Annotated in this window: 20 protein-coding genes; 18 read left to right on the top strand and 2 right to left on the bottom strand. The window is 44.6% G+C overall.

Annotated elements, in window-relative coordinates:
- Positions 1-298 precede the first annotated feature (298 nt).
- From queA to secF, 5 genes are all read left to right on the top strand, one after another.
- Positions 299-1,351, top strand: a complete 1,053-nt coding sequence (gene queA, locus VIB_RS10175; protein WP_004395855.1) for a tRNA preQ1(34) S-adenosylmethionine ribosyltransferase-isomerase QueA — start codon at positions 299-301, stop codon at positions 1,349-1,351.
- 49 nt (positions 1,352-1,400) lie between these two features.
- Positions 1,401-2,540, top strand: a complete 1,140-nt coding sequence (tgt, locus tag VIB_RS10170) for a tRNA guanosine(34) transglycosylase Tgt (RefSeq protein WP_004395854.1) — start codon at positions 1,401-1,403, stop codon at positions 2,538-2,540.
- 113 nt (positions 2,541-2,653) lie between these two features.
- Positions 2,654-2,986 (top strand): preprotein translocase subunit YajC, encoded by a 333-nt coding sequence (gene yajC / locus VIB_RS10165; RefSeq protein ID WP_004395853.1) that lies wholly within the window; start codon positions 2,654-2,656, stop codon positions 2,984-2,986.
- 21 nt (positions 2,987-3,007) lie between these two features.
- A complete protein-coding gene (gene secD / locus VIB_RS10160; RefSeq protein WP_083797767.1) occupies positions 3,008-4,861 on the top strand; it encodes a protein translocase subunit SecD in 1,854 nt (617 codons plus the stop codon).
- 14 nt (positions 4,862-4,875) lie between these two features.
- Complete coding sequence (secF, locus tag VIB_RS10155) at positions 4,876-5,823, top strand: protein translocase subunit SecF (protein WP_004395851.1); 948 nt, start codon at positions 4,876-4,878, stop codon at positions 5,821-5,823.
- Between the two features lie 129 nt (positions 5,824-5,952).
- Here the strand turns inward: secF and suhB are convergent, their stop codons facing one another.
- On the bottom strand, positions 5,953-6,756 hold the full coding sequence (gene suhB, locus VIB_RS10150; RefSeq protein WP_004395850.1) for an inositol-1-monophosphatase: 804 nt from the start codon (positions 6,754-6,756) through the stop codon (positions 5,953-5,955).
- Between the two features lie 324 nt (positions 6,757-7,080).
- On the opposite strand from suhB, the gene trmJ reads away from it, so the two are divergent.
- The 13 genes from trmJ to VIB_RS17340 all read left to right on the top strand — a co-directional run bounded on the left by trmJ (position 7,081) and on the right by VIB_RS17340 (position 21,547).
- Entirely contained in the window at positions 7,081-7,809 is a 729-nt protein-coding gene (trmJ, locus tag VIB_RS10145) for a tRNA (cytosine(32)/uridine(32)-2'-O)-methyltransferase TrmJ (RefSeq protein ID WP_004395848.1), read from the top strand.
- A 125-nt stretch (positions 7,810-7,934) separates the two neighbouring features.
- On the top strand, positions 7,935-8,456 hold the full coding sequence (gene iscR / locus VIB_RS10140; RefSeq protein ID WP_083797766.1) for a Fe-S cluster assembly transcriptional regulator IscR: 522 nt from the start codon (positions 7,935-7,937) through the stop codon (positions 8,454-8,456).
- A 26-nt stretch (positions 8,457-8,482) separates the two neighbouring features.
- Positions 8,483-9,673: an IscS subfamily cysteine desulfurase gene (locus VIB_RS10135; RefSeq protein ID WP_004395846.1), complete on the top strand. Its 1,191-nt coding sequence runs from the start codon at positions 8,483-8,485 to the stop codon at positions 9,671-9,673.
- A 257-nt stretch (positions 9,674-9,930) separates the two neighbouring features.
- Complete coding sequence (gene pepB, locus VIB_RS10130) at positions 9,931-11,223, top strand: aminopeptidase PepB (protein WP_004395845.1); 1,293 nt, start codon at positions 9,931-9,933, stop codon at positions 11,221-11,223.
- 206 nt (positions 11,224-11,429) lie between these two features.
- Complete coding sequence (ndk, locus tag VIB_RS10125) at positions 11,430-11,861, top strand: nucleoside-diphosphate kinase (RefSeq protein ID WP_004395844.1); 432 nt, start codon at positions 11,430-11,432, stop codon at positions 11,859-11,861.
- Positions 11,862-12,144: 283 nt separating this feature from the next.
- Positions 12,145-13,266 (top strand): dual-specificity RNA methyltransferase RlmN, encoded by a 1,122-nt coding sequence (gene rlmN, locus VIB_RS10120; protein ID WP_004395843.1) that lies wholly within the window; start codon positions 12,145-12,147, stop codon positions 13,264-13,266.
- 560 nt (positions 13,267-13,826) lie between these two features.
- A complete protein-coding gene (locus VIB_RS10115) occupies positions 13,827-14,738 on the top strand; it encodes a RodZ domain-containing protein (protein WP_004395842.1) in 912 nt (303 codons plus the stop codon).
- An 8-nt stretch (positions 14,739-14,746) separates the two neighbouring features.
- Complete coding sequence (gene ispG / locus VIB_RS10110; RefSeq protein ID WP_004395841.1) at positions 14,747-15,871, top strand: flavodoxin-dependent (E)-4-hydroxy-3-methylbut-2-enyl-diphosphate synthase; 1,125 nt, start codon at positions 14,747-14,749, stop codon at positions 15,869-15,871.
- A 24-nt stretch (positions 15,872-15,895) separates the two neighbouring features.
- Positions 15,896-17,164: a histidine--tRNA ligase gene (gene hisS, locus VIB_RS10105; RefSeq protein WP_040904642.1), complete on the top strand. Its 1,269-nt coding sequence runs from the start codon at positions 15,896-15,898 to the stop codon at positions 17,162-17,164.
- A gap of 39 nt (positions 17,165-17,203) precedes the next feature.
- Positions 17,204-17,818 carry a YfgM family protein gene (locus tag VIB_RS10100; protein WP_004395839.1) on the top strand — a complete coding sequence of 205 codons (615 nt, stop codon included), beginning with the start codon at positions 17,204-17,206 and terminating at the stop codon, positions 17,816-17,818.
- A 12-nt stretch (positions 17,819-17,830) separates the two neighbouring features.
- Positions 17,831-18,991: an outer membrane protein assembly factor BamB gene (gene bamB / locus VIB_RS10095; RefSeq protein WP_004395838.1), complete on the top strand. Its 1,161-nt coding sequence runs from the start codon at positions 17,831-17,833 to the stop codon at positions 18,989-18,991.
- Positions 18,992-19,162: 171 nt separating this feature from the next.
- Positions 19,163-20,653, top strand: coding sequence for a ribosome biogenesis GTPase Der (der, locus tag VIB_RS10090; protein ID WP_004395837.1), 1,491 nt, complete (start codon positions 19,163-19,165; stop codon positions 20,651-20,653).
- A 672-nt stretch (positions 20,654-21,325) separates the two neighbouring features.
- The gene (locus VIB_RS17340; protein WP_083797765.1) at positions 21,326-21,547 is read left to right on the top strand and encodes a zinc ribbon domain-containing protein; all 222 of its coding nucleotides are present in this window, start codon (positions 21,326-21,328) and stop codon (positions 21,545-21,547) included.
- 25 nt (positions 21,548-21,572) lie between these two features.
- On the opposite strand, the gene xseA is transcribed toward VIB_RS17340, so the two are convergent.
- Complete coding sequence (xseA, locus tag VIB_RS10085; protein ID WP_040904639.1) at positions 21,573-22,904, bottom strand: exodeoxyribonuclease VII large subunit; 1,332 nt, start codon at positions 22,902-22,904, stop codon at positions 21,573-21,575.
- Positions 22,905-23,072 lie beyond the last annotated feature (168 nt).

The following is a 23,072-nucleotide window of genomic DNA, read 5'->3' as shown; positions in this document are numbered from 1 at the left end:
AACCAACTCCTTTTCCTTTCGATGATCGGTAACCAAGTTTAACTGGCCAATGAACGTAACGTGGCGCGCGGTCTGTTGATATTCAGTATAGGTTTGTTTGTGGTTAATATCTGAGAGTTAAGTCAGCTTTTACTGGTAATCGCAGCAGAGAAGCCGCTAAGTCACTTTTGATTACAATCCTTAATCGATTGAACGTATCCTGGCTGCTGACAATCCTGTATCTTGCCGGAGCTTGGGTATATACTGTTGCGCCGCGAAATGAACCGTCGCTAACCTTATCAATAACCAAGAAAGAGCCATGCAAGTTTCAGATTTTCACTTTGACCTCCCAGATGAGCTAATCGCTCGTTACCCGAAAGCGCAGCGTACTGATAGTCGGTTACTGCGATTAAATGGCACCACCGGTGAACGGGTTGATGGCACATTTACCGATGTGTTGCATTATATCGAGCCAGGAGACTTATTAGTCTTTAACAATACTCGTGTTATCCCAGCTCGTTTATTTGGTCGTAAAGCCAGTGGTGGTAAATTAGAAGTGTTGGTTGAGCGTATGCTCGATGAGCACTCTATTTTAGCGCACGTTCGTTGTTCCAAGCCGCCTAAACCGGGGACAGAACTTTATCTGGGTGAGCAGGACCAATATTTAGCGACCATGGTCGCACGCCATGATGCCTTGTTTGAGATTCGATTTAATGCCCAGCAAACGGTTTTGGAAATCTTAAACCATATTGGCCATATGCCTTTGCCACCATATATTGATCGTCCCGATGAAGAAACCGATAAAGAGCGTTATCAAACGGTTTATAATCAAAAGCCGGGCGCCGTTGCCGCACCAACAGCTGGGCTACATTTTGACCAAGCATTACTGGATCAAATTCAAGCCAAAGGCGTTGAGTTTGCCTATGTGACTTTGCATGTCGGCGCGGGTACTTTCCAACCGGTGCGCGTGGAAAATATTCATGATCACCATATGCATGCTGAATACGTTGAAGTACCAGAAGAAGTGGTCGCGGCGATTGCAGCGACAAAGGCTCGTGGTGGCAGAGTGATTGCGGTTGGGACAACCTCGGTGCGTTCTTTAGAGAGCGCAGCGCAAGATGCACTTGCGAAAGGCACAGCGTTAGCGCCTTTTTTTGGTGATACGGATATTTTTATTTTTCCTGGTTATCAATATCAATTGATTGATGCATTGATCACCAATTTTCATCTACCAGAGTCGACGCTGATTATGTTGGTCAGTGCCTTTGCTGGTTATGAGCACACTATGGCTGCTTATCAGCATGCGGTAGAGCAGAAATATCGCTTCTTCAGCTATGGTGATGCGATGTTTATTGAAAAAAATCAGGCGTAAGCTTGATCCCTTAATATCGTCAGACTGTTTCTCTGACATTGGAGGCTTTGTGAAGTTAACGTTTGAACTGAAAAAGAAAAATGGTAATGCGCGTCGAGGTCAGTTGACCTTTGAACGTGGCACCGTACAAACCCCGGCCTTTATGCCCGTTGGGACTTATGGCACAGTAAAGGGCATGACCCCGGAAGAAGTTAAAGAAACGGGTGCTGAAATTTTGCTGGGTAACACCTTCCATCTCTGGCTGCGTCCAGGCCAAGAAGTGATGAAAATGCATGGTGATTTGCACGACTTTATGAATTGGCAAGGCCCGATTCTGACTGACTCTGGTGGTTTCCAAGTGTTTAGTTTGGGCGAAATTCGTAAAATCACCGAAGAGGGGGTGCATTTTCGCAACCCTGTAAATGGTGACAAAATCTTTATGGATGCCGAAAAATCCATGGAAATCCAAAAAGATTTAGGTTCAGATATCGTAATGATTTTCGATGAATGTACGCCTTACCCTGCGACGCATGACGAAGCAAAAAAATCGATGCAAATGTCATTACGTTGGGCGCAGCGCTCTCGTGATCATTTTGACAAGCTCAACAATACCAATTCACTGTTTGGCATTGTTCAGGGTGGGGTATACGAAGATTTACGTGATGAGTCAGTGAAAGGACTGACACAAATCGGTTTTGATGGTTATGCGGTCGGTGGCCTTGCGGTTGGAGAACCCAAGCCCGATATGCATCGTATTTTAGAGCACACCTGCCCGCAGCTGCCTGAAGATAAGCCTCGCTACTTAATGGGCGTGGGTAAGCCAGAAGATTTGGTAGAAGGTGTGCGTCGTGGCGTCGATATGTTTGACTGTGTGATGCCAACACGAAATGCTCGTAACGGACACCTATTTGTGACCGGTGGTGTGATCAAGATCCGTAATGCAGTACATAAAACCGATACAACACCACTGGATCCGCACTGTGACTGTTACACTTGCAAAAATTATTCTAAGTCGTACTTGCACCATTTGGATCGTTGTAATGAGATCCTTGGCGCTCGTCTGAATACTATTCACAATCTACGTTATTACCAACGATTGATGGAAAGTATTCGTAAAGCGATAGACGAAGATCGCTTTGATCAATTTGTAGAAGCGTTTTACGCACGCCGTCAACGCGAAGTGCCGCCGCTACAAATCGAACAAGCGTAATGGCAAGCACTGAGATGGATTTATCCTGAAGGGTCTATTCATGGCTTGAATTTGTCTTAGTGCGGCCCAATACCTACAAATATTACAAACAATAACTTAGAGGACGTTTCTCAATGAGTCTAATTTCTGTAGCGCACGCAGCAGGTGAAGGTGCATCACAGGGTGGTGGTTTCGAAATGCTGATCATGCTTGGCATGTTTGCGGTAATTTTCTATTTTATGATTTACCGCCCACAGTCTAAACGAGTGAAAGAGCATAAAAGCCTAATGGCCTCAATGGCGAAAGGTGATGAAGTCTTAACCAGTGGTGTTTTAGTGGGAAGAATCACTAAAATCGCTGATGATAATGATTTTATCTCTGTTGAATTGAACAACAATAATGAAGTTGTGATCAAAAAAGACTTCGTTTCTGCCGTGTTACCAAAAGGTACACTTAAATCTTTGTAAAACAGCTAGAGGATCCTCGCTGTGCTAAACCGTTATCCGTTATGGAAGTACTTAATGGTTGTGTTTGCCATTACCATTTCTGCTTTATACGCACTTCCTAATCTTTACGGTGAAGATCCGGCTATTCAAGTTACAGGGGCGCGTGGCGCCTCTGTAGATATGTCAACGCTGGATGCTGTCACTGAAGCGCTCGATAAAGCGCAACTCTCTCATAAATCCATTGCTTTCGAAAATGGCTCCATTTTGGTGCGTTTTAATGACACTGATACCCAAATCAGTGCTCGTGACATCATTAATGAAGCTTTAGGCAATGACACCATTGTTGCGCTGAACTTAGCGCCTTCCACTCCTCGTTGGCTAGAATCCATTGGCGCAGCGCCGATGAAACTTGGCCTTGATTTACGCGGCGGAGTTCACTTTTTAATGGAAGTGGACATGGACGCGGCAATGGAGCGATTAGTCAGCCAACAAGAAGAAGCTTTTCGTAGTGAATTGCGCGATGAGAAGATCCGCTACCGTGCGATCCGTAGTCAAGCGGATTCCGTCGAGATCATTTTACGCGATGCCGCTCAGCTTGAAGAAACTCGCCGTCTATTAGAGGCGAATCATCGTGATATGAATTTTACCGCTTCTGATCGTGATGGGCGCTTCCTCTTGGTAGCCAAATTTACAGACGCCCGTTTACAAGAGATTCGCAACTACGCGGTTGAGCAAAATATCACTATTTTACGCAATCGTGTCAATGAATTAGGGGTTGCAGAACCTTTAGTTCAGCGTCAAGGTGCGAGTCGGATTGTGGTTGAATTACCTGGCGTACAGGATACTGCACGTGCGAAAGAAATTTTAGGTGCGACGGCAACCCTTGAGTTTCGTGAAGTCGACGCTACGGCTGATCTGGCTGCCGCAGCGGCAGGTCGAGTGCCTGCAGGTAGTGAAATTAAACTGGATCGCGATGGTCGTCCTGTTGTTTTAAAACGTCGAGTCATTTTGGGTGGTTCAAGTATTACTGACGCCAGTTCAAGTGCCGACGAATACGGTCGCCCACAGGTCAATATTTCTCTTGATAGTGAAGGTGGCAGTAAGATGTCGGCTTTCTCAAGAAATAATATTGGTAAGCTGATGGCAACGGTATTTGCTGAATATCGAGACAGTGGTGAAAGAACCGACGATGGCCGAGTGATTTTAGAAAAGCATGAAGAAGTCATCAACCAAGCGACGATTCAGTCAGCATTGGGGCGTAATTTCCGAATCACCGGCATCAACTCGGCGGCTGAGGCTCAAAATTTAGCGTTATTACTACGTGCAGGCGCATTAATCGCACCGATTTCGATCGTTGAAGAGCGGACGATTGGCCCGTCAATGGGACAACAGAATATCGACATGGGTATTCAAGCTTGTATCTGGGGTTTGTTTGCGGTGATGATCTTTACTGCACTGTACTATCGTACGTTTGGCTTGATTGCTAACTTAGCCTTGTTGACCAACTTAGTGTTGATTATCGGCATTATGTCGATGATTCCCGGAGCAACCATGACCTTACCCGGCATTGCCGGTATTGTGTTAACGGTTGGTATGGCGGTAGATGCTAACGTGCTGATTTTTGAACGTATTCGTGAAGAGCTACGTGAAGGTCGTAATCCGCAACAAGCGATCCACCAAGGTTACGCCAATGCGTTTAGTACCATTGCTGATGCGAATATCACGACGCTGATCACGGCGATTATTTTGTTTGCGGTGGGTACTGGTGCGATCAAAGGCTTCGCCGTTACTTTATCGATTGGTATCTTAACGTCGATGTTTACCGCGATTATCGGTACGCGTTGTGTGGTTAACCTGCTGTATGGCGGGAAACGTATTAATAAATTGTCGATCTAAGGCTAGGAATCATTATGTATCAAATTCTGAAAGCAGAGAAAACGATCGACTTTATGCGTTGGTCAAAGTTTACGTTTGTCTTATCGCTATTGATGATTGGCGCGTCAATTTTTACCTTATCCACCAAATGGTTAAACTGGGGATTGGACTTTACTGGCGGAACACTGATAGAAGTGGGTTTTGCCGAGCCTGCGAATCTGGAGAAAATTCGCCATGCCCTTGATGAGCGTGGATTTGGTGATGCAACAGTACAAAACTTTGGTTCAGCACGTGATGTAATGGTCCGTTTGCGTCCTCGTGAAGGGGTCGCTGGAGAAACGCTCGGTAACCAAATTCTGAATGCCATCAAAGAGGGAACGGGTGAAAGCGTTGATATGCGCCGGATCGAGTTTGTTGGTCCTAACGTTGGTGATGAGCTGGCAGAAGCGGGAGGCTTAGCAATTTTAGCCTCACTCATCTGTATTTTGCTTTACGTTTCAATGCGTTTTGAATGGCGTTTAGCCTCTGGAGCCGTATTATCTCTAGCTCACGACGTAATCATCACCCTAGGTATTTTCTCGTTACTGCAAATCGAAATTGATTTAACGATCGTGGCCGCTTTACTAACGGTGGTCGGCTATTCGTTGAACGATACGATAGTGGTCTTTGACCGTATTCGTGAGAATTTCCGTAAGTTGCGTAAAGGCGATTCAGCGGAAGTAATGAATAGCTCCATTACGCAAACACTCAGTCGGACGTTAATTACTTCAGGCACGACCTTGTTTGTGGTGATCGCATTATTTGTCCAAGGTGGTGCGAATATCCATGGTTTTGCTACCGCATTACTGTTGGGGATCACGGTAGGTACTTACTCTTCTATCTACGTTGCTTCGGCGTTAGCGTTAAAGCTTGGTATTACCCGTGAGCATCTTATTCCAGCACCTATAGAAAAAGAGGGTGCTGAGTTGGATGAGTTGCCTTAGCTTAAGGTTGACAGGTGACAGTGAGATTCGTCTTCACCAGTAACAAAAAAACCGCTGAATATTCAGCGGTTTTTTTATCAAGCGAGCATGGATGATTGGTGCCATGCTGATTGTTTGACAATAGAACGGTTATTTAAAAATCGCACTGTTTCCGTTTTCACGGATGTGTTGCAAAATCGCTTTTACACCACGTGGGCTTGAGCCGACAATATTGCCTGATTGCATGTAATTAGTACCGCCAGCAAAATCGGCCAGAATTGCGCCTGCTTCACGAGCGATCAGTTCGCCTGCCGCCATATCCCATGGTTTAAGACCTAACTCAAAGTAGCCATCGACACGGTTAGACGCTAAATAACATAAATCTAAGGCGGCTGAGCCAGTACGACGAAAATCAGCGCACTCAACAAACAAAGAAGAAATAATTTTTAGGTAAGATTCAGAATGTTGTTTTTGCTTAAATGGGAAACCAGTCGCAAGGATAGCCCCTTGCAGATCTTTCAATGGCTTAACGCGAATACGACCATTGTTTAATTGAGCACCAGAGCCGCGTTGAGCAGTAAATAGTTCATTTAACATTGGGTCATAAACACAGGCAACTTCTGTGCGACCGTTCATTCTTACGGCAATCGATACCGCAAAATGAGGGATACCTTTCACGAAGTTATTGGTTCCATCCAGTGGGTCGATGATCCATTGTACGTCTTTATCTTTACCTTCGATAAGACCGCCTTCTTCGGCAATAATGCAGTGCTCAGGGTAAGAGCTTTGGATGGTAGCAATGATTAGCGCTTCCGCTTCTTTGTCGACATTAGTAACAAAGTCATTGTTTCCTTTTTGAAAGGATTCAATTTTGTCAGCGTTTTCTAGAGATTTAGCAATATGGTTACCTGCTTTTCGCGCAGCGCGAATAGCAATGTTTAGCATTGGATGCATACGAGTTTCCCAACGGATGTTAAAGAACGAAAAAAGCGGAGCGGATTATAGCAAAATCATACCAAAAAGGAAGTGGTTATTTTTTATTCGCTTAATGATGCGGCCGACAAACGGCCTGATCATTTCATTTTGCTTTATGTTATTATCGAACAATGAACGCCAAGTAACCGCTTTTGTATGGATTATTCTCGTGTTACTTAGCCAACCCTTCAAGCCAATTTAATACCGTCAAAGTTAAGATGGACTCGCTCGTCAACGCGAATCAACGAGCGAGTGTTATCATCGACGGCGAGATTAGCGATAAATTGATGGTAAATTAACGTCATGTTAGACAATGTTAAAATCGTTTTAGTGGGCACATCACATTCAGGAAACATTGGTTCAGCGGCTAGAGCGATGAAAGTGATGGGCCTAAGTCAGATGGTATTAGTCGCACCAGAATGCGCAGTGGATGCTCAAGCAATCGCGTTAGCGGCTGGTGCCAGTGATATTGCGTTAAATGCTCAGGTCGTCAGCACGCTGAGTGAAGCGGTCGCTGAGTGTGGGTTAGTCGTTGGTAGCAGCGCCCGTTCACGTACATTAGAGTGGCCGATGCTTGATCCTCGTCAGTGTGGCGAACAATTTGCGATTGAAGGTCAAACCCATCCCGTTGCGGTAGTATTTGGCCGTGAAAGAACGGGCTTAACCAATGAAGAGTTACAGCTTTGTCATTATCATGTATGCATTCCTGCTAACCCTGAATACAGCTCATTAAACTTAGCGATGGCCGTGCAAACGTTATGTTACGAGATTCGCGTTGCTCATTTAACACATCAACAGGGTGAATTTCCATCACCGACAATGGTGGACTATCCTCGTCATCAAGAACTGGACCGATTTTATCAGCATCTAGAGCGAGTGTTGTTGGAAAGTGAGTTTATCTCCCCTTCACAGCCAGGGCAGGTAATGAACAAGCTCCGTCGATTATTCAGCCGAGCTCGCCCAGAAGCGCAAGAAATTAATATCTTACGTGGCGTGTTGACTGCAGTAGAGAAAAAAATGCGCCAGCCTTAATCGTCGGTAATCACCTGATTAATCTAAGGTTAAATACCCGACTAATTTGGTCAATTAAATACTTGACTGAATTAGTCGGGTATGGAAGAATCTCAACCACATAATCGATGTGGATATGGTGTAATATGAGATTAACATCTAAAGGAAGATACGCGGTAACCGCCATGTTAGATGTGGCGCTAAATTCGCAGCAAAACCCAGTACCTCTAGCGGATATTTCAGAGCGACAAGGTATTTCCCTGTCTTATCTAGAGCAGCTATTTTCTAAATTACGTAAAGCTGGCTTAGTTGCTAGTGTTCGTGGTCCTGGCGGTGGTTATCGTTTAGGCGCAGAAGCGAGTACCATTTCTATTGGTACGGTCATCGCCGCGGTGGATGAATCTGTCGATGCGACGAAATGTCATGGTAAAGGTGATTGCCAAGGTGGCACACGTTGTCTCACTCATACCTTGTGGTGTGACCTCAGTTCACGTATTAGCGACTTCTTAAATAACATCACACTCGGTGAGTTGATGGTTGATAACGAAGTCTTACAAATTTCTGACCGCCAAGGCATGCACCTTGCGGCGAACCAAGGGAATGGCAATAAGCATTCTCAATCTGTCACTATTGGTGCAGCCTCCTTTGGTCTTAACGCTCGCTCATAGCGGTAATGTTTACACTGGAGTAAAAAATGAAACTGCCTATTTATTTAGACTATTCGGCTACGTGTCCGGTTGATCCGCGCGTGGCTGAAAAGATGATTCAGCATATGACGATGGATGGGACGTTTGGTAATCCAGCTTCTCGATCGCATCGTTATGGCTGGCAGGCAGAAGAAGCGGTGGATACGGCGCGTGAACAAGTTGCTGAACTTATTAATGCCGATCCGCGTGAAATTGTTTTTACTTCAGGGGCAACAGAGTCGAATAACTTGGCGATTAAAGGTGCGGCGCACTTTTATGCTAAACAAGGTAAGCACATCATCACCTGTCAAACTGAGCATAAAGCAGTATTAGATACTACTCGCCAGCTAGAACAGGAAGGTTTTGAGGTGACGTATCTTCAGCCTGACCGTCGTGGATTGATCGATATAAATCAATTACAAGCCGCCATGCGTGATGATACCGTGCTAGTGTCGGTGATGCATGTCAACAATGAAATTGGTGTGATTCAGGATATCACTGCGATTGGTGAGCTGTGTCGTGATCGAAATATCATCTTTCACGTTGATGCGGCTCAATCCGTGGGCAAAGTTGAGGTCGATGTACAAGCAATGAAAGTCGATCTTATCTCACTCTCAGCGCATAAAATTTATGGCCCTAAAGGTATTGGGGCTCTCTTTGTGCGTCGCAAGCCGCGTATTTATCTTGAAGCACAGATGCATGGTGGTGGTCATGAGCGCGGTTTCCGCTCAGGAACACTGGCGACCCATCAAATTGTTGGGATGGGAGAAGCGTTTAACATCGCTAAACAAGAGATGGAGCATGATTATCAACATGCTAAAACTTTACGTGACCGTTTACTTAATGGCATACAAGATATCGAAGCTGTGAGCATTAACGGTGATTTAGAGCAGCGTGTTCCTCATAACCTTAATCTCGGTTTTGCTTTTGTCGAAGGCGAATCGTTGTTAATGGCCCTGAAAGATCTTGCGGTTTCTTCAGGCAGTGCTTGTACCTCGGCTAGCTTAGAGCCTTCTTATGTATTGCGTGCACTGGGTTTGGATGATGAATTAGCACACAGCTCGCTTCGTTTTTCATTTGGCCGTTTTACGACCGAAGATGAAATAGATTATGCGATTGAACATATTCGTAGCGCAGTGACTCAATTGCGTAATATGTCGCCTTTGTGGCAAATGCACAAAGAAAGCTCAATAATATAGTCGGCAGCGAGCCATCAAATCAGTGTTGAGTTAACAATTTTAAGCAAAATAAGCGGACCTCATGGTCCGTTTTTTTATCCAGTGGGTATTTTTACGCGACAAAATGTTAACATCGTTAGGTTGATTATTCGTTGTGATTCAGATATATCCGAGAGTAGTTATTCTCGACTCGTTACAAGAGCGGTAATCGCGCGGTAGTGTAACGGAACAAAGGAATATATCTATTAGGGCCACACCATATAGGACAAGGAGAAACCATGTCTACACAGATGCCTGTATTTATTAGTCTAGAGTCAGCCCAGCCTCAGTGGGGAGAAAAAGCCCTCGTCTCATTCTCAGAGCAGGGCGCGACCATTCATTTATCGAAAGAGAATGATCTCAATGCCATTCAGCGTGCAGCACGTAAATTAGATGGCCAAGGATTGCGTTCGTTACATTTATCTGGTTCAGCATGGACCTTAGAAACGATTTGGGCATTTCACCAAGGTTATCGTGATCCTAAAAAGAAAAATACCTTACAGTGGGAGTCGTTAGCCAGCGCTGATCAAACTGAACTTGAAGCACGGATTAAAGCGGCGGATTGGACACGCGATATTATCAATAAAAGTGCTGAAGAAGTGGCTCCTCGTCAATTAGCGACCATGGCTGCCGAGTTTATTAAGTCACTAGCTCCGGATCACGTCTCTTATCGAATTGTAAAAGATAAAGACCTATTGACGGAAAATTGGGAAGGCATTTATGCGGTAGGTCGAGGTTCTGAGCGCACTTCTGCCATGTTGCAATTAGACTACAACCCAACGGGCGATGATAATGCTCCTGTATTTGCCTGCTTAGTTGGCAAAGGCATTACCTTTGACTCTGGTGGCTATAGTTTAAAACCGTCTAATTTTATGTCTTCGATGAAAGCGGATATGGGCGGAGCAGGAACCATCACCGGAGCCCTGGGGCTGGCTATCATGCGCGGTTTGAATAAACGCGTTAAGCTCATTTTGTGCTGTGCTGAGAACATGGTATCTGGCCGTGCATTAAAATTGGGTGATGTGATCACCTATAAAAACGGCAAAACCGTTGAAATTATGAATACTGACGCCGAAGGGCGGTTAGTCTTAGCTGATGGTTTGATTTACGCTTCAGAGCAAAAACCACAATTGATCATCGATTGTGCAACGTTAACGGGAGCTGCAAAAAATGCGTTAGGTAATGATTACCACGCATTACTGAGCTTCGACCAAGCTTTGAGTCAACAAGCGCTCAATGCAGCTCAAGAAGAGCATGAAGGATTATGGGCTCTGCCATTAGCTGATTTTCACCGTGATATGTTGCCCTCGAACTTTGCTGATCTCTCCAATATTTGTTCTGGTGATTATTCACCGGGTGCAAGTACGGCAGCGGCTTTCTTATCCTACTTTGTTGACGATTACCAGCAAGGCTGGCTACATGTCGATTGCGCGGGAACGTATCGTAAATCCGCCAGTGATAAATGGGCCGCTGGGGCAACAGCGATGGGCGTTAAGACCGTTGCGCGTATTTTATTAGATCAGGCCAAATAATAAGTAACCAAGGGGCAGCGTTGATTGCCCCGTTTTGTACTCTTTTTTGCTATTACAGCGGTATTGACGGCGTTGAGTAGCTCCTATGACATGGTTATCTATGTGGTTAGGGAGTGACTCATCTGTCGCTAAAGGTAGCAGCAAGCGATTGGAGTACGTATCAATTAGCCTTACTATTTACTATCAAAATCCAAAAAGGACATCTTATGGCTCTTGAAAGAACATTTTCAATTATCAAACCTGACGCAGTAAAGCGTAACTTAATCGGCGAGATTTACCATCGTATAGAAAAAGCGGGATTGAGAATTATCGCGGCAAAAATGGTTCATTTAACCGAAGATCAAGCGAGCGGTTTTTATGCTGAGCATGAAGGAAAAGCGTTCTTTAATGATCTAAAAGCCTTTATGACATCAGGTCCGATCATGGTCCAAGTGTTAGAGGGAGAAAATGCGATTGCTCGTTATCGTGAATTAATGGGTAAAACTAATCCGGAAGAAGCGGCATGTGGCACGATACGCTCTGATTACGCGCTGAGTATGCGTTATAACTCTGTACACGGCAGCGATAGTCCTATTTCGGCTGCTCGTGAAATTGAGTTCTTTTTTCCCGACGCTGAAATTTACCCACGCAGTGAGTGAGTTGCCGTAGAACCCAAATGGCACCATCAAGACTCAGCGCTGGATGGTTTATGGCTTTTACCACGGTATAAAGTAAGCGTTAAGCTGAAGGTAAATAGTTAATCACAGTGTTTATTGGTGACCCCTGATGAGTCCTGCCTCATCAGGGATTAATCATCGACTAGAACCGCTTTCCTATCCCAACAATGTCGCAAAAAATTCAGGGTTTTACTGTGCTTGTTGTCATTGAATAAAGGCTGTACAATTCGCGCCCTTAATTCTAGTTCCATCTTGGAGAGGCCACATGACCACTGAAAAAGTCAATCTGCTCGATTTTGATCGCAAAGGCTTACGTACTTATTTCGCAGAAGAATTGGGTGAAAAAGCGTTTCGAGCTGATCAAATCATGAAGTGGATTTATCACTTCGGTTGTGATGACTTCGAAAAAATGACCAACATTAACAAAAACCTACGTGAGAAATTACAGACTCACTGTGAGATTCGAGCGCCTTACGTTTCCGATGCTCAATACTCCAGTGATGGCACGATTAAATGGGCAATGCGAGTCGGAGATCAAGATGTCGAAACCGTCTATATTCCCGAGGAAGATCGCGCCACATTGTGTGTCTCTTCACAAGTTGGTTGTGCGCTGGAATGTAAGTTTTGTTCAACCGCTCAGCAAGGGTTTAACCGTAATTTACGCGTTTCGGAAATTATTGGTCAGGTTTGGCGTGCAGCACGTGAAATTGGTTTGGAAAAAGAAACAGGCCGCCGTCCGATCACCAACGTGGTAATGATGGGCATGGGTGAGCCGTTGCTCAATATGAAAAACCTCATTCCTGCGTTAGAACTTATGCTTGATGACCTCGGTTTTGGTTTGTCGAAACGTCGTGTGACGGTCTCTACTTCAGGTGTCGTTTCTGGTTTAGATCAAATGACCGGGCAAATTGACGTTGCTTTAGCGATTTCACTTCATGCACCTAACGATAAACTACGCAGCGAAATTATGCCGATTAATGATCGCTGGGATATTCAAGATTTTCTTGCTTCAGTGCGCCGCTATATTGCCTCTTCTAACGCCAATCGCGGTAAAGTAACCGTCGAATATGTTTTGTTGGATCATGTGAATGATGGCACTGAACATGCGCATGAACTGGCTCAGTTGATGAAAGGGACGCCTTGTAAAATTAACCTGATCCCGTTTAATCCTTATCCAGGTTCACCGTATAAAAAACCCAGTAATTCACGCATTGATCGTTTTCAGAAAACCTTAATGCAATATGAGCATACTGTGACAATACGTAAAACGCGTGGTGATGATATTGACGCTGCCTGCGGTCAGTTAGTTGGTGATGTAATAGACAGAACCAAACGGACGAAATTAAAGCAGCAGCCTGAGCAGATTATTCCCGTAAAAACCTTATAAACCTTTTTAATAACGCCAGCCTTTTCGCTGGCGTTATTGTTAAGAGAAAACGGCTAAACAAGTCGAATTACATTTTGAGTTTATAAGCCAATAGATGCTCAGTTTTTATCGGTCATCGAGCACCTTGATAGAATCATGCTATTAAATGAAACAGGCTGCGTAAGGTGTTTTGATGCATAGTAGGATTCTTAGCTCACAGTGGCAAATTATGGCTTTTTTATGTCAATTTAACGAAAAATCTTGACCTAGCTGTAATTTCTTTTTCAAATCAATGTTGTTTACCGCCTAAGATCCATTAGAATGATTTAATAAGAGCCCATTCGATGTAGCGGTCGAATCGAACAAACGTGATATCCAACTTACTTGATGAGTGATAATGCAATTTCCTCGCTGTATAAGCAAAATTAGTCTGGAAGTTAGTATTATCGAAACTTAAGTGAATTGGATGAAACCATTTTCCCTGTTGGAGCCCTGAGAACCTAAACGCGATTAACGAATAGAGACAAAAATAACAGCGTAGGCTTCGGCTCGAACACGAATAAAAGAGATTGATAGCGCGGATGAATACACAACAAGAGACCATCGTTGAAGAAACGCCGAACGTTCAACAACCTGGTACGCTGCTTAAGCAGAAACGAGAAACTTTAGGATTGAGTCAAAAGCAAGTGGCTGATCGCTTACGGTTGCGGGTGGCGATTATTCGTAACATTGAAGATAACCAATTTGATTCTGATTTGGTGGCAACCTTTACTCGTGGTTATCTGCGTTCTTATGCTAAAGCCGTCGGACTCTCAGTTGCTGAAGTCGTTGAATCTTACGAAGTACATTATGTTACTGGCCCACAAGAACAGAGAATGCAGAGCTTTTCTAGGAAGAATAAAAGAGCTCAACACGATAGTCGTATCATGCTGATTACTTGGGTTATTGTATTGGTGATTATTGGTATGTCATCACTGTGGTGGTGGCAGAATAACCAACACAATAATCTCACTTCATCGAGTGAGCGTAGTTCATTGATTACTGAGCAAACCAATCCGCAGTCTGCGTCGGCCGACCCTATTTTGGATCAGCTACCGACGGTGAGTGACCTGACTGTTGGTAATGAGGTATCAGCGGTTGAGCAAGCAGAAGAGGAAGAGTCCCCCGTCAACGATAGTCGGGTTGAGCCTATCTTAGAAGCGGAGCCATCCATCACACCAGCTACCACCGAAAATACGCCGGTCAACGCTGACGAGAGTAATTTGCTCAGCATGACTTTTAGCGCTGATTGTTGGATTCAAGTTAAAGATGCCACTGGCAAAACGCTGTCTACCGGCGTTAAAAAAGCCGGCCAATCAATCAATGTGCGTGGTGAAACCCCGATTAGTGTCATTCTTGGAGCACCAGAAGGTGTTTCTGTCACATTTGCGAGTGAACCTGTCGACCTTTCTGGGTATACTTCAGGCAGAGTAGCTAGATTCACCTTACCTTAGACGAAATTATGCAACACAAGTCTCCTATTAAGCGTCGCCCCTCTACACGTATTTATGTGGGTAACGTACCTATTGGCGATGGCGCGCCTATCGCCGTACAATCCATGACTAACACCAGAACCACAGATGTGGCTGCGACCGTCGCTCAAATAAAAGCGTTGGAGAAAGTCGGGGCCGATATTGTCCGTGTCTCGGTTCCTACTATGGATGCTGCCGAAGCATTTAAGTTAATTAAGCAACAGGTCTCGATTCCTTTAGTGGCAGATATTCATTTTGACTATCGAATCGCTTTAAAAGTGGCCGAGTATGGTGTTGATTGTTTACGGATTAACCCTGGTAATATCGGTAATGAAGCTCGGATCCGCTCGGTAGTCGATTGCGCCCGTGATAAAGGCATTCCGATTCGAATCGGCGTTAATGGTGGTTCATTGGAAAAAGATCTTCAGCTTAAATATGGTGAACCGACACCTGAAGCTCTGGTTGAATCTGCGATGCGCCATGTCGATATTCTCGACAGGCTAAACTTCGATCAGTTCAAAGTCAGTGTTAAAGCTTCGGATGTTTTTCTGGCAGTGGATTCCTATCGATTATTGGCTAAACAAATCGATCAACCTCTTCATTTAGGGATCACCGAAGCGGGTGGTGCCCGAGCGGGTTCTGTTAAATCGGCAGTTGGTTTAGGGATGCTGTTGGCTGAAGGTATCGGTGATACGCTACGGATTTCTTTAGCGGCCGATCCTGTTGAAGAGATTAAAGTCGGTTTTGATATTCTGAAATCACTGCGTATTCGCTCTCGTGGGATCAATTTTATCGCTTGTCCAAGTTGCTCTCGTCAGGAATTTGATGTGATAAGTACGGTTAACGCACTTGAGCAGCGTTTGGAAGATGTGTTAACCCCAATGGATGTCTCGATCATTGGTTGTGTCGTCAACGGCCCTGGTGAGGCTGAAGTCTCCCACTTAGGATTGGCTGGCAGTAATAAAAAAAGTGCTTTCTATGAAGATGGTGTCCGTCAGAAAGAGCGCTTTGATAATGACGATCTCGTTGCTCAGCTCGAAGCTAGAATCCGTTCAAAAGCAGCTCAGTTAGACACGAAAAATCGTATTGCTATTCAGCAAATCGAGCAAGATTAACCTCACGATATTACGGTAAATATTTTGGCAAAGACTATTCAAGCAATTCGAGGTATGAACGACTGCCTCCCGACTCAATCTCCACTTTGGCAAAAAGTGGAAAATGCAGTTAAAAATGTTGTTAGTGCCTATGGTTATAGTGAAGTGCGTATGCCCATTGTGGAAATGACGCCACTTTTTAGCCGCGCTATTGGTGAAGTAACCGATGTGGTCGAAAAAGAGATGTACACCTTTGCTGACCGTAATGGCGACAGCTTAAGCCTTCGTCCTGAAGGAACAGCCGGTTGCGTTCGTGCCGGAATTGAACATGGGCTGCTGTATAACCAAGAGCAGCGTTTATGGTATATCGGGCCAATGTTCCGTCATGAGCGTCCTCAGAAAGGTCGCTATCGTCAGTTCCATCAATGTGGCGTTGAAGTATTTGGTATCGATGGCCCAGATGTTGATGCAGAGCTTATCATGATGACAGCACGTCTATGGCGTGAACTTGGTATTGCTGAGCATGTGCGATTAGAGCTTAACTCAATTGGTTCATTGGCGGCTCGCGCCGATTATCGCAGCGCGTTGATTGAGTATTTAGAGCAACATCAAGACGTATTGGATGAAGATTGCAAACGTCGCATGTATACCAATCCATTGCGTGTACTTGACAGTAAAAATCCAGACGTTCAATCGATACTTGGCGATGCGCCTGAATTGGCTGATTACTTAGATGCCGAATCGAAACAACATTTTAGCGGTTTGTGTGAACTTCTTGACGCGGCTGGTATCGAATACACCGTTAATCAACGTTTAGTGCGTGGATTAGATTATTACAATCGAACGGTTTTTGAATGGATAACAGAAAGTTTAGGCTCTCAGGGAACTGTGTGTGGCGGTGGACGCTACGATGGTTTAGTTGAACAGCTCGGAGGGAAAGCGACTCCGGCTGTTGGTTTTGCGATGGGGCTTGAGCGTCTGGTATTGATGATGGAAACCTTAGGTAATACAGACGTGCGGCGTAGCGTAGACGTTTATATTGTCACGGCGGGTGAAGGTACCACCATGGCAGGAATGAAACTCGCTGAGCAACTGCGTGAACAAGTTCCGGGTTTACGTGTGATGAACCACTGTGGTGGTGGTAACTTCAAAAAACAATTTAAACGTGCAGACAAAGTTGGTGCTGCGGTCGCTCTGGTACTTGGTGAAAACGAGATCGCTGAAAAGACGGTAGTACTAAAAGATTTACTTGGTGGTCAACAAACCACGTTATCTCAAACTGACATTGCTAGCCAATTGGCTCATCTCGTTTAAACGCATGTTTTTGAGATTTCTTATTTAAGAGGACAGGAAGTGGAACTCTACGATACCGAAGAACAACAAGTTGAAGCGATAAAAGATTGGTGGAAAGAGAATGGTAAAGCCGTTCTCCTTGGTGCGGTACTTGGTCTTGGCGGTTTGTTTGGATGGCGTTATTACCAGCATTCAACGACGACGGGTCAAGAAACAACGTCTGAAACGTATAGCAAAGCTATCGCTAACTTTTCGGCTAAAGGAGCGCAAGCTGAGTCAGATTTACAGCATTTTATCGATAATCATCAGAAATCTGAATACGCTGTTTTAGCGGCGATGCAGCTTGCTAAAGCACAAGCCGATGCCGGACAGTTAGATGAGGCATTAGCGCAACTTGAATGGGCTAAGAAGTCAACGAAAGACGCGGCATTAACCCCAGTTATTGCATTTCGTATTGCACGTTTGCAGGCTGAGCAGCAGCAATTCGATGCCGCTCTGGCTGAATTAACAACGATTACTGAGGCCAGTTGGGCAGCGCGTGTCGCTGAATTACGTGGCGATATTGCACTCCGTAAAGGAGATAAAGACGCGGCTTATGCAGCCTATTCACAAGCTCAACAATCGAGTAATGCTAGCCAAACATTACAGCTGAAACTCGATGATCTAGCCAGATAAGGGCATCTGTTGATGAAAAAAATATTCAACAAAGTGCTTTTGTCTGCGGCCGTAATCGGTTTGTTAGGCGGATGTGCTGGGGAAGAAGAAAATATCATTATGGCTCCGCTACCCAGTGTGAGTAGTGAGTTTACACCTCAACCCATTTGGAGTAACTCGGTTGGTCGAGGAGTCGGTCATTTTTTCTCTAATCTGACTCCTGAATACGCTTATGGTAAAGTGTTTGTGGCTAGTCGTGATGGAGAAGTCAAAGCACTTGATCCCAATGATGGGAAAACATTATGGCGTGTTAATGTAAGACAAGATATGCCAGCGCGTTTATCCGGAGGCATTGTTGCCGCTTACAATCAGCTGTTTATTGGCAGTGAAAACGGTCAAGTCCTGGCTTTAGATGCCGAAACGGGCGAGCTGAATTGGCGTGTCGATGTAGCAGGTGAAGTATTGGCTTCGGTTGCTACAGACAGTAACTTAGTGATTGTGAATACCAGCCGAGGTATATTGCTTGCGTTAGACAGTACTAGTGGTGCTCAAAAATGGACCATCAGTACCGAAGTGCCCAGCTTAACCTTACGTGGTGATAGTCGGCCTGTTACCGCTTCTGGTGGTGTTTTTTGGGGAACGTCTAACGGTCGTCTTGCCGCCGCGATTATTGAACGTGGCCAATTAATTTGGCAACAGCCGATAGGTCAACCGCAAGGCGCAACCGAAATTGATCGCTTGGTCGATGTTGATGCTGCGCCATTGATTATTGGAGCTAACTTGTACGCCATCGGCTTTAATGGGCAGTTAATTTCAATTGATTTGCGTTCAGGTAGTGCGGTATGGAAACGCAATTATTCGTCAACGACTGATATGGTCAGCGATGGCCGCCGTCTGTTTTTAGTTACTGACAAAGATCATGTTGTTGCCGTTGATGCACGTAGCGGCACGGAGCTGTGGCAGAATAATCAGCTACAGAACCGACTGTTAACGGCGCCTAAATTGATTGATGGTTACCTAGTTGTTGGTGATAGTGAGGGATATCTTCACTGGTTGGATCGTAATAGCGGAGAATTTGTGGCTCAGCAATTCGTCAGCAAAAGCGGTTTTGCAGTCGGTCCCCTTGCACTTGATGATGGCTACTTGATTGTCTCTCGAGATGGTAAAATAAAGAAACTGACTATCACTCAATAAATCGTGATATAATTCACATTCGGCTCCTGGCTGTATACAGCTAGGGGCCGTTTTGCTGCAATAAACCTTGAGTTTGTATACCCAAATGTGTTTGTCATACTAAACTTTTGTACCGAGTAGCAAAATCATTTGAGTATAATTACATAAGAAAGAATTATTATTGAGGTTGTTATGATACCTGTTGTTGCTCTTGTTGGGCGTCCTAATGTAGGTAAATCGACGCTATTTAACCGACTCACCCGTACACGAGATGCACTGGTAGCGGACTTCCCCGGTTTAACCCGCGACAGAAAATATGGCCAAGCAAAATTAGGTGAAAACGAATTCATCGTGATTGATACCGGTGGTATTGATGGCACAGAAGAAGGCGTTGAAACTAAAATGGCTCAGCAATCATTGGCGGCGATCGACGAAGCCGACGTCGTCTTGTTCATGGTTGATGGTCGTGCAGGGTTAACCTCCGCCGATGAAGCCATTGCTCAGCATTTACGTCGTATTGAGAAAAACGCGATTTTGGTTGTGAATAAAGTCGATGGTATTGATGCTGATGCGGCCTGCGCTGAATTTTGGCAGCTCGGGATGGGATCGCAAATGTACCAAATTGCCGCTGCTCATGGTCGAGGCGTTGCTGTTCTTATCGATCGCGCGTTGAATCCGCTCGCAGAGCAGATGAACGAAGAGCTACAGAATCTAGAAGATCTGACGGAGTTTGTTGATACTGATGAGCCCGAGCAGCTGGAATACACTGAAGAAGAAGCGGAAGCAGAATTCAAAAGGTTACAAGATCAACCGATTAAACTGGCCATTATTGGTCGACCTAATGTAGGTAAATCAACACTCACTAACCGTATTTTAGGTGAAGAACGGGTTGTGGTTTATGATATGCCCGGCACTACACGTGACTCGATTTATATTCCAATGCAGCGTGACGATCGTGAGTATGTCTTGATCGATACCGCGGGTGTGCGTCGTCGTAAAAGTATCAATGAAACGGTAGAAAAATTTTCTGTTGTTAAAACGCTTAAAGCGATAGAAGATGCTAACGTTGTGCTATTAGTGATCGATGCTCGTGAAAATATCTCTGATCAAGATTTAAGCCTACTCGGTTTTACCTTAAATGCTGGACGTTCGGTGGTCATTGCGATCAACAAATGGGATGGCTTGAGCAATGATATCAAAGAGCGTGTGAAAAAAGAGTTGGATCGCCGCTTAGGATTTGTTGATTTTGCTCGTATTCATTTTATCTCGGCGCTGCATGGTACCGGAGTTGGTCACCTGTTTGAGTCGGTGCAAGAAGCGTATCGTTCTGCCACGACACGAGTTGGGACCTCGGTATTAACTCGTATCATGAAAATGGCAACCGATGATCACCAACCACCACTGATTCGTGGTCGACGCGTTAAACTGAAGTACGCTCACGCAGGTGGTTATAACCCACCGATCATTGTTATTCATGGTAACCAGGTTAATGAGCTGCCTCATTCTTATAAGCGCTATCTAATGAACTATTACCGTAAATCATTAGAAATCATGGGTACGCCAATTCGTATTCAGTTCCAAAGTAGTGAAAACCCATTTGAGAACAAAGTGAGTAAGTTGACGTTATCTCAAGAACGTAAACGTAAGCGTTTAATGACCATGGTGAAAGATCGTCGAAAATAGACCTAGGTCGATATATTATAAAAAGCCCAAGCTGTTAGCTTGGGCTTTTTTTATCCCTTTTCGTCATTGTACTTTGTCGGTCTTTTATGGATGAGTTAACGCTTCCTCTTTGAGTATAGCGTTATAGTATGCTTAAAATAGGATCTTATAAGGACGAATTAGTGATAATGATCATTTTATTAAATGTCATCAACTCATTATTTTTAAGTTTTATTTAGATTTTTAGTCTGTTTAAAATCCAAATGCAGAATATGTAACTTATGCTTTCGGTGTGTGGTGATATAAATGTTCTTTTTACGGTAGATCGCTGATCAAGGTAGATAAAGCAAAAGATCCATGATAGATCCCAAAGCACAGCAAGTGGAACTATTCACGTGATTTTATGTAAATAGACAGATCGGCTGAAATCACCAACGCCCCATTTGTTCTATCGACTACTTGGCGGTATGATCGCTAGCGCCTTGCGATTTGAAGAAGAGGAGCTCGGTGTCTTTTTGCCTCATACTGTTCTAGGGCATCTCTTTTTCTACTTGAAGCCGCAGTGGTGTGTGCCGCCTTTGTTCACCTTTTTTATCAACCAGTCGGAGTATCGCGTTGGATTAATCGACGGCTTCGGCTCTGCGGTGATGTAGCGTCTTGGTAGAGTAATCGTTATCAGAAAGGAAACCTGCAATGGAAACATGTTGTCCACAATGCTCGCATGAATTGGTCTGGAATGGTCGTTATTACTGTGCGTCGTGTGATGTAAATTATACAAAAATAGCTCACTGCCCAGATTGTAGCGCGGAGTTAGAAAAGCTTCAGGCTTGTGGGGCGGCCAATTATTTTTGTCATTCGTGCAACGAACTTAAGTCTAAATCACGTGTTCAGATTGAATTCGCAACGCTAAAGTAACAAGCTCGTTGGTTATTGGTTGTGATTAATTAACAGTAGAACGAATGTCACCCTGTGCCAAGCGGGTAACAATCACTTCACCAGATTGAACTTGGTCCTTGGTGTGAATCACTTCTCCATGTTCATTTTGGGTAATTGAGTAGCCACGAGAGAGAGTTGCAAGGGGGCTTACAGTATGGAGCTTATCCACTAAGCGGGCATAACGATGCTGTGCGTCGAGTAATTGACGCTCCATTGCTTTACGCAACTGATGTTGGCTCATCATCAACTGATGCTTTTGTGCACTGAGCTGTTTTTCTGGAGAGCGAAGCTGTAAGCGATGCTGCTGTTGGCTGACGCCTTTGGCTAATAACATCAAACGCCGTTGCATCACTTGTGTCAATTGCAAGGTAAGTTCATCCAATTGTTGACGCTGTCGCTGCAAACGGTGAGCTGGGTGTTGTTTATCCAATCGGTGTTGTAACTGTTGTAACTGATTTTTTTGCTGGGCAAAGTAATAGCGAATGCTATTGGTGAGTTGGTGTTGTTTTTGATTAACTGACTGTTTTTTATTGCTATTGTCTCGACTTACCAGTTCAGCAGCAGCAGACGGCGTTGGCGCACGCATATCGGCAACAAAATCAGCAATAGTGACATCCACTTCATGGCCCACTGCACTGATGATCGGGATTTGACTTGCCGCTATCGTTCTTGCCACAATTTCATGGTTAAAACACCAGAGATCTTCCAGTGAACCGCCTCCGCGGCCGACGATCAATACATCACATTCTGCGCGAGAATTAGCACAGCCAATGGCCTGAGCAATACTTATCGCCGCTTCACTACCTTGCACTATGGTCGGATAAATAATGATCGGCAGGCTTGGATCGCGGCGTTTCAGCACCTGCAAAATATCGTGCAGAGCAGCTCCGGTTTTTGAGGTGATCACGCCCACACAGCGCGGGTGTTCTGGCAGTGTTTTTTTGAGTGATTGCGCAAATAACCCTTCTGCGGCCAGTCGCATTTTGAGTTGTTCAAACTCTTGTTGTAGCCGTCCATCGCCTTCAGGCTGCATGCTTTCAATGATAATTTGATAATCACCACGAGGCTCATACAAAGAGAGCCTAGCTTTGACTAACACTTGTTGGCCATTTTGGGGCTTAAAAGAAACGGAGCGGTTATTACCTTTGAACATCGCGCATTTGACTTGAGCGCGACTGTCTTTCAGGGTCAAGTACCAATGACCGGATACTGGTGCAGAGAAGTTAGAGATCTCACCGATCAGCCAGACGATGCCCATTTCATTTTCAAGTAACAATCTGACTTCAGCATTAAGACGAGAAACAGTGTAGATATTTGGATTAGTCAAGGAGGGCACCGCTAATTTGGCCAGACATAAGTATGGAAATTAGCGGCAATATAATACATATCAAGGGGGGGATTGCAAATTAAAAATTAAAAAATGAGTGGTCAATCGATTGCTCTGGGCGTATAATCCGTCCGCAATATCAAATCTAAATCTCTTTATTATGCGAAACGATAAAGC

It is taken from the genome of Vibrio metschnikovii CIP 69.14 (genome assembly GCF_000176155.1).
Classification (GTDB): domain Bacteria; phylum Pseudomonadota; class Gammaproteobacteria; order Enterobacterales; family Vibrionaceae; genus Vibrio; species Vibrio metschnikovii.
Note: the sequence above shows the minus strand (reverse complement) of the source record. Positions and strands in the feature narration are given on the sequence as shown.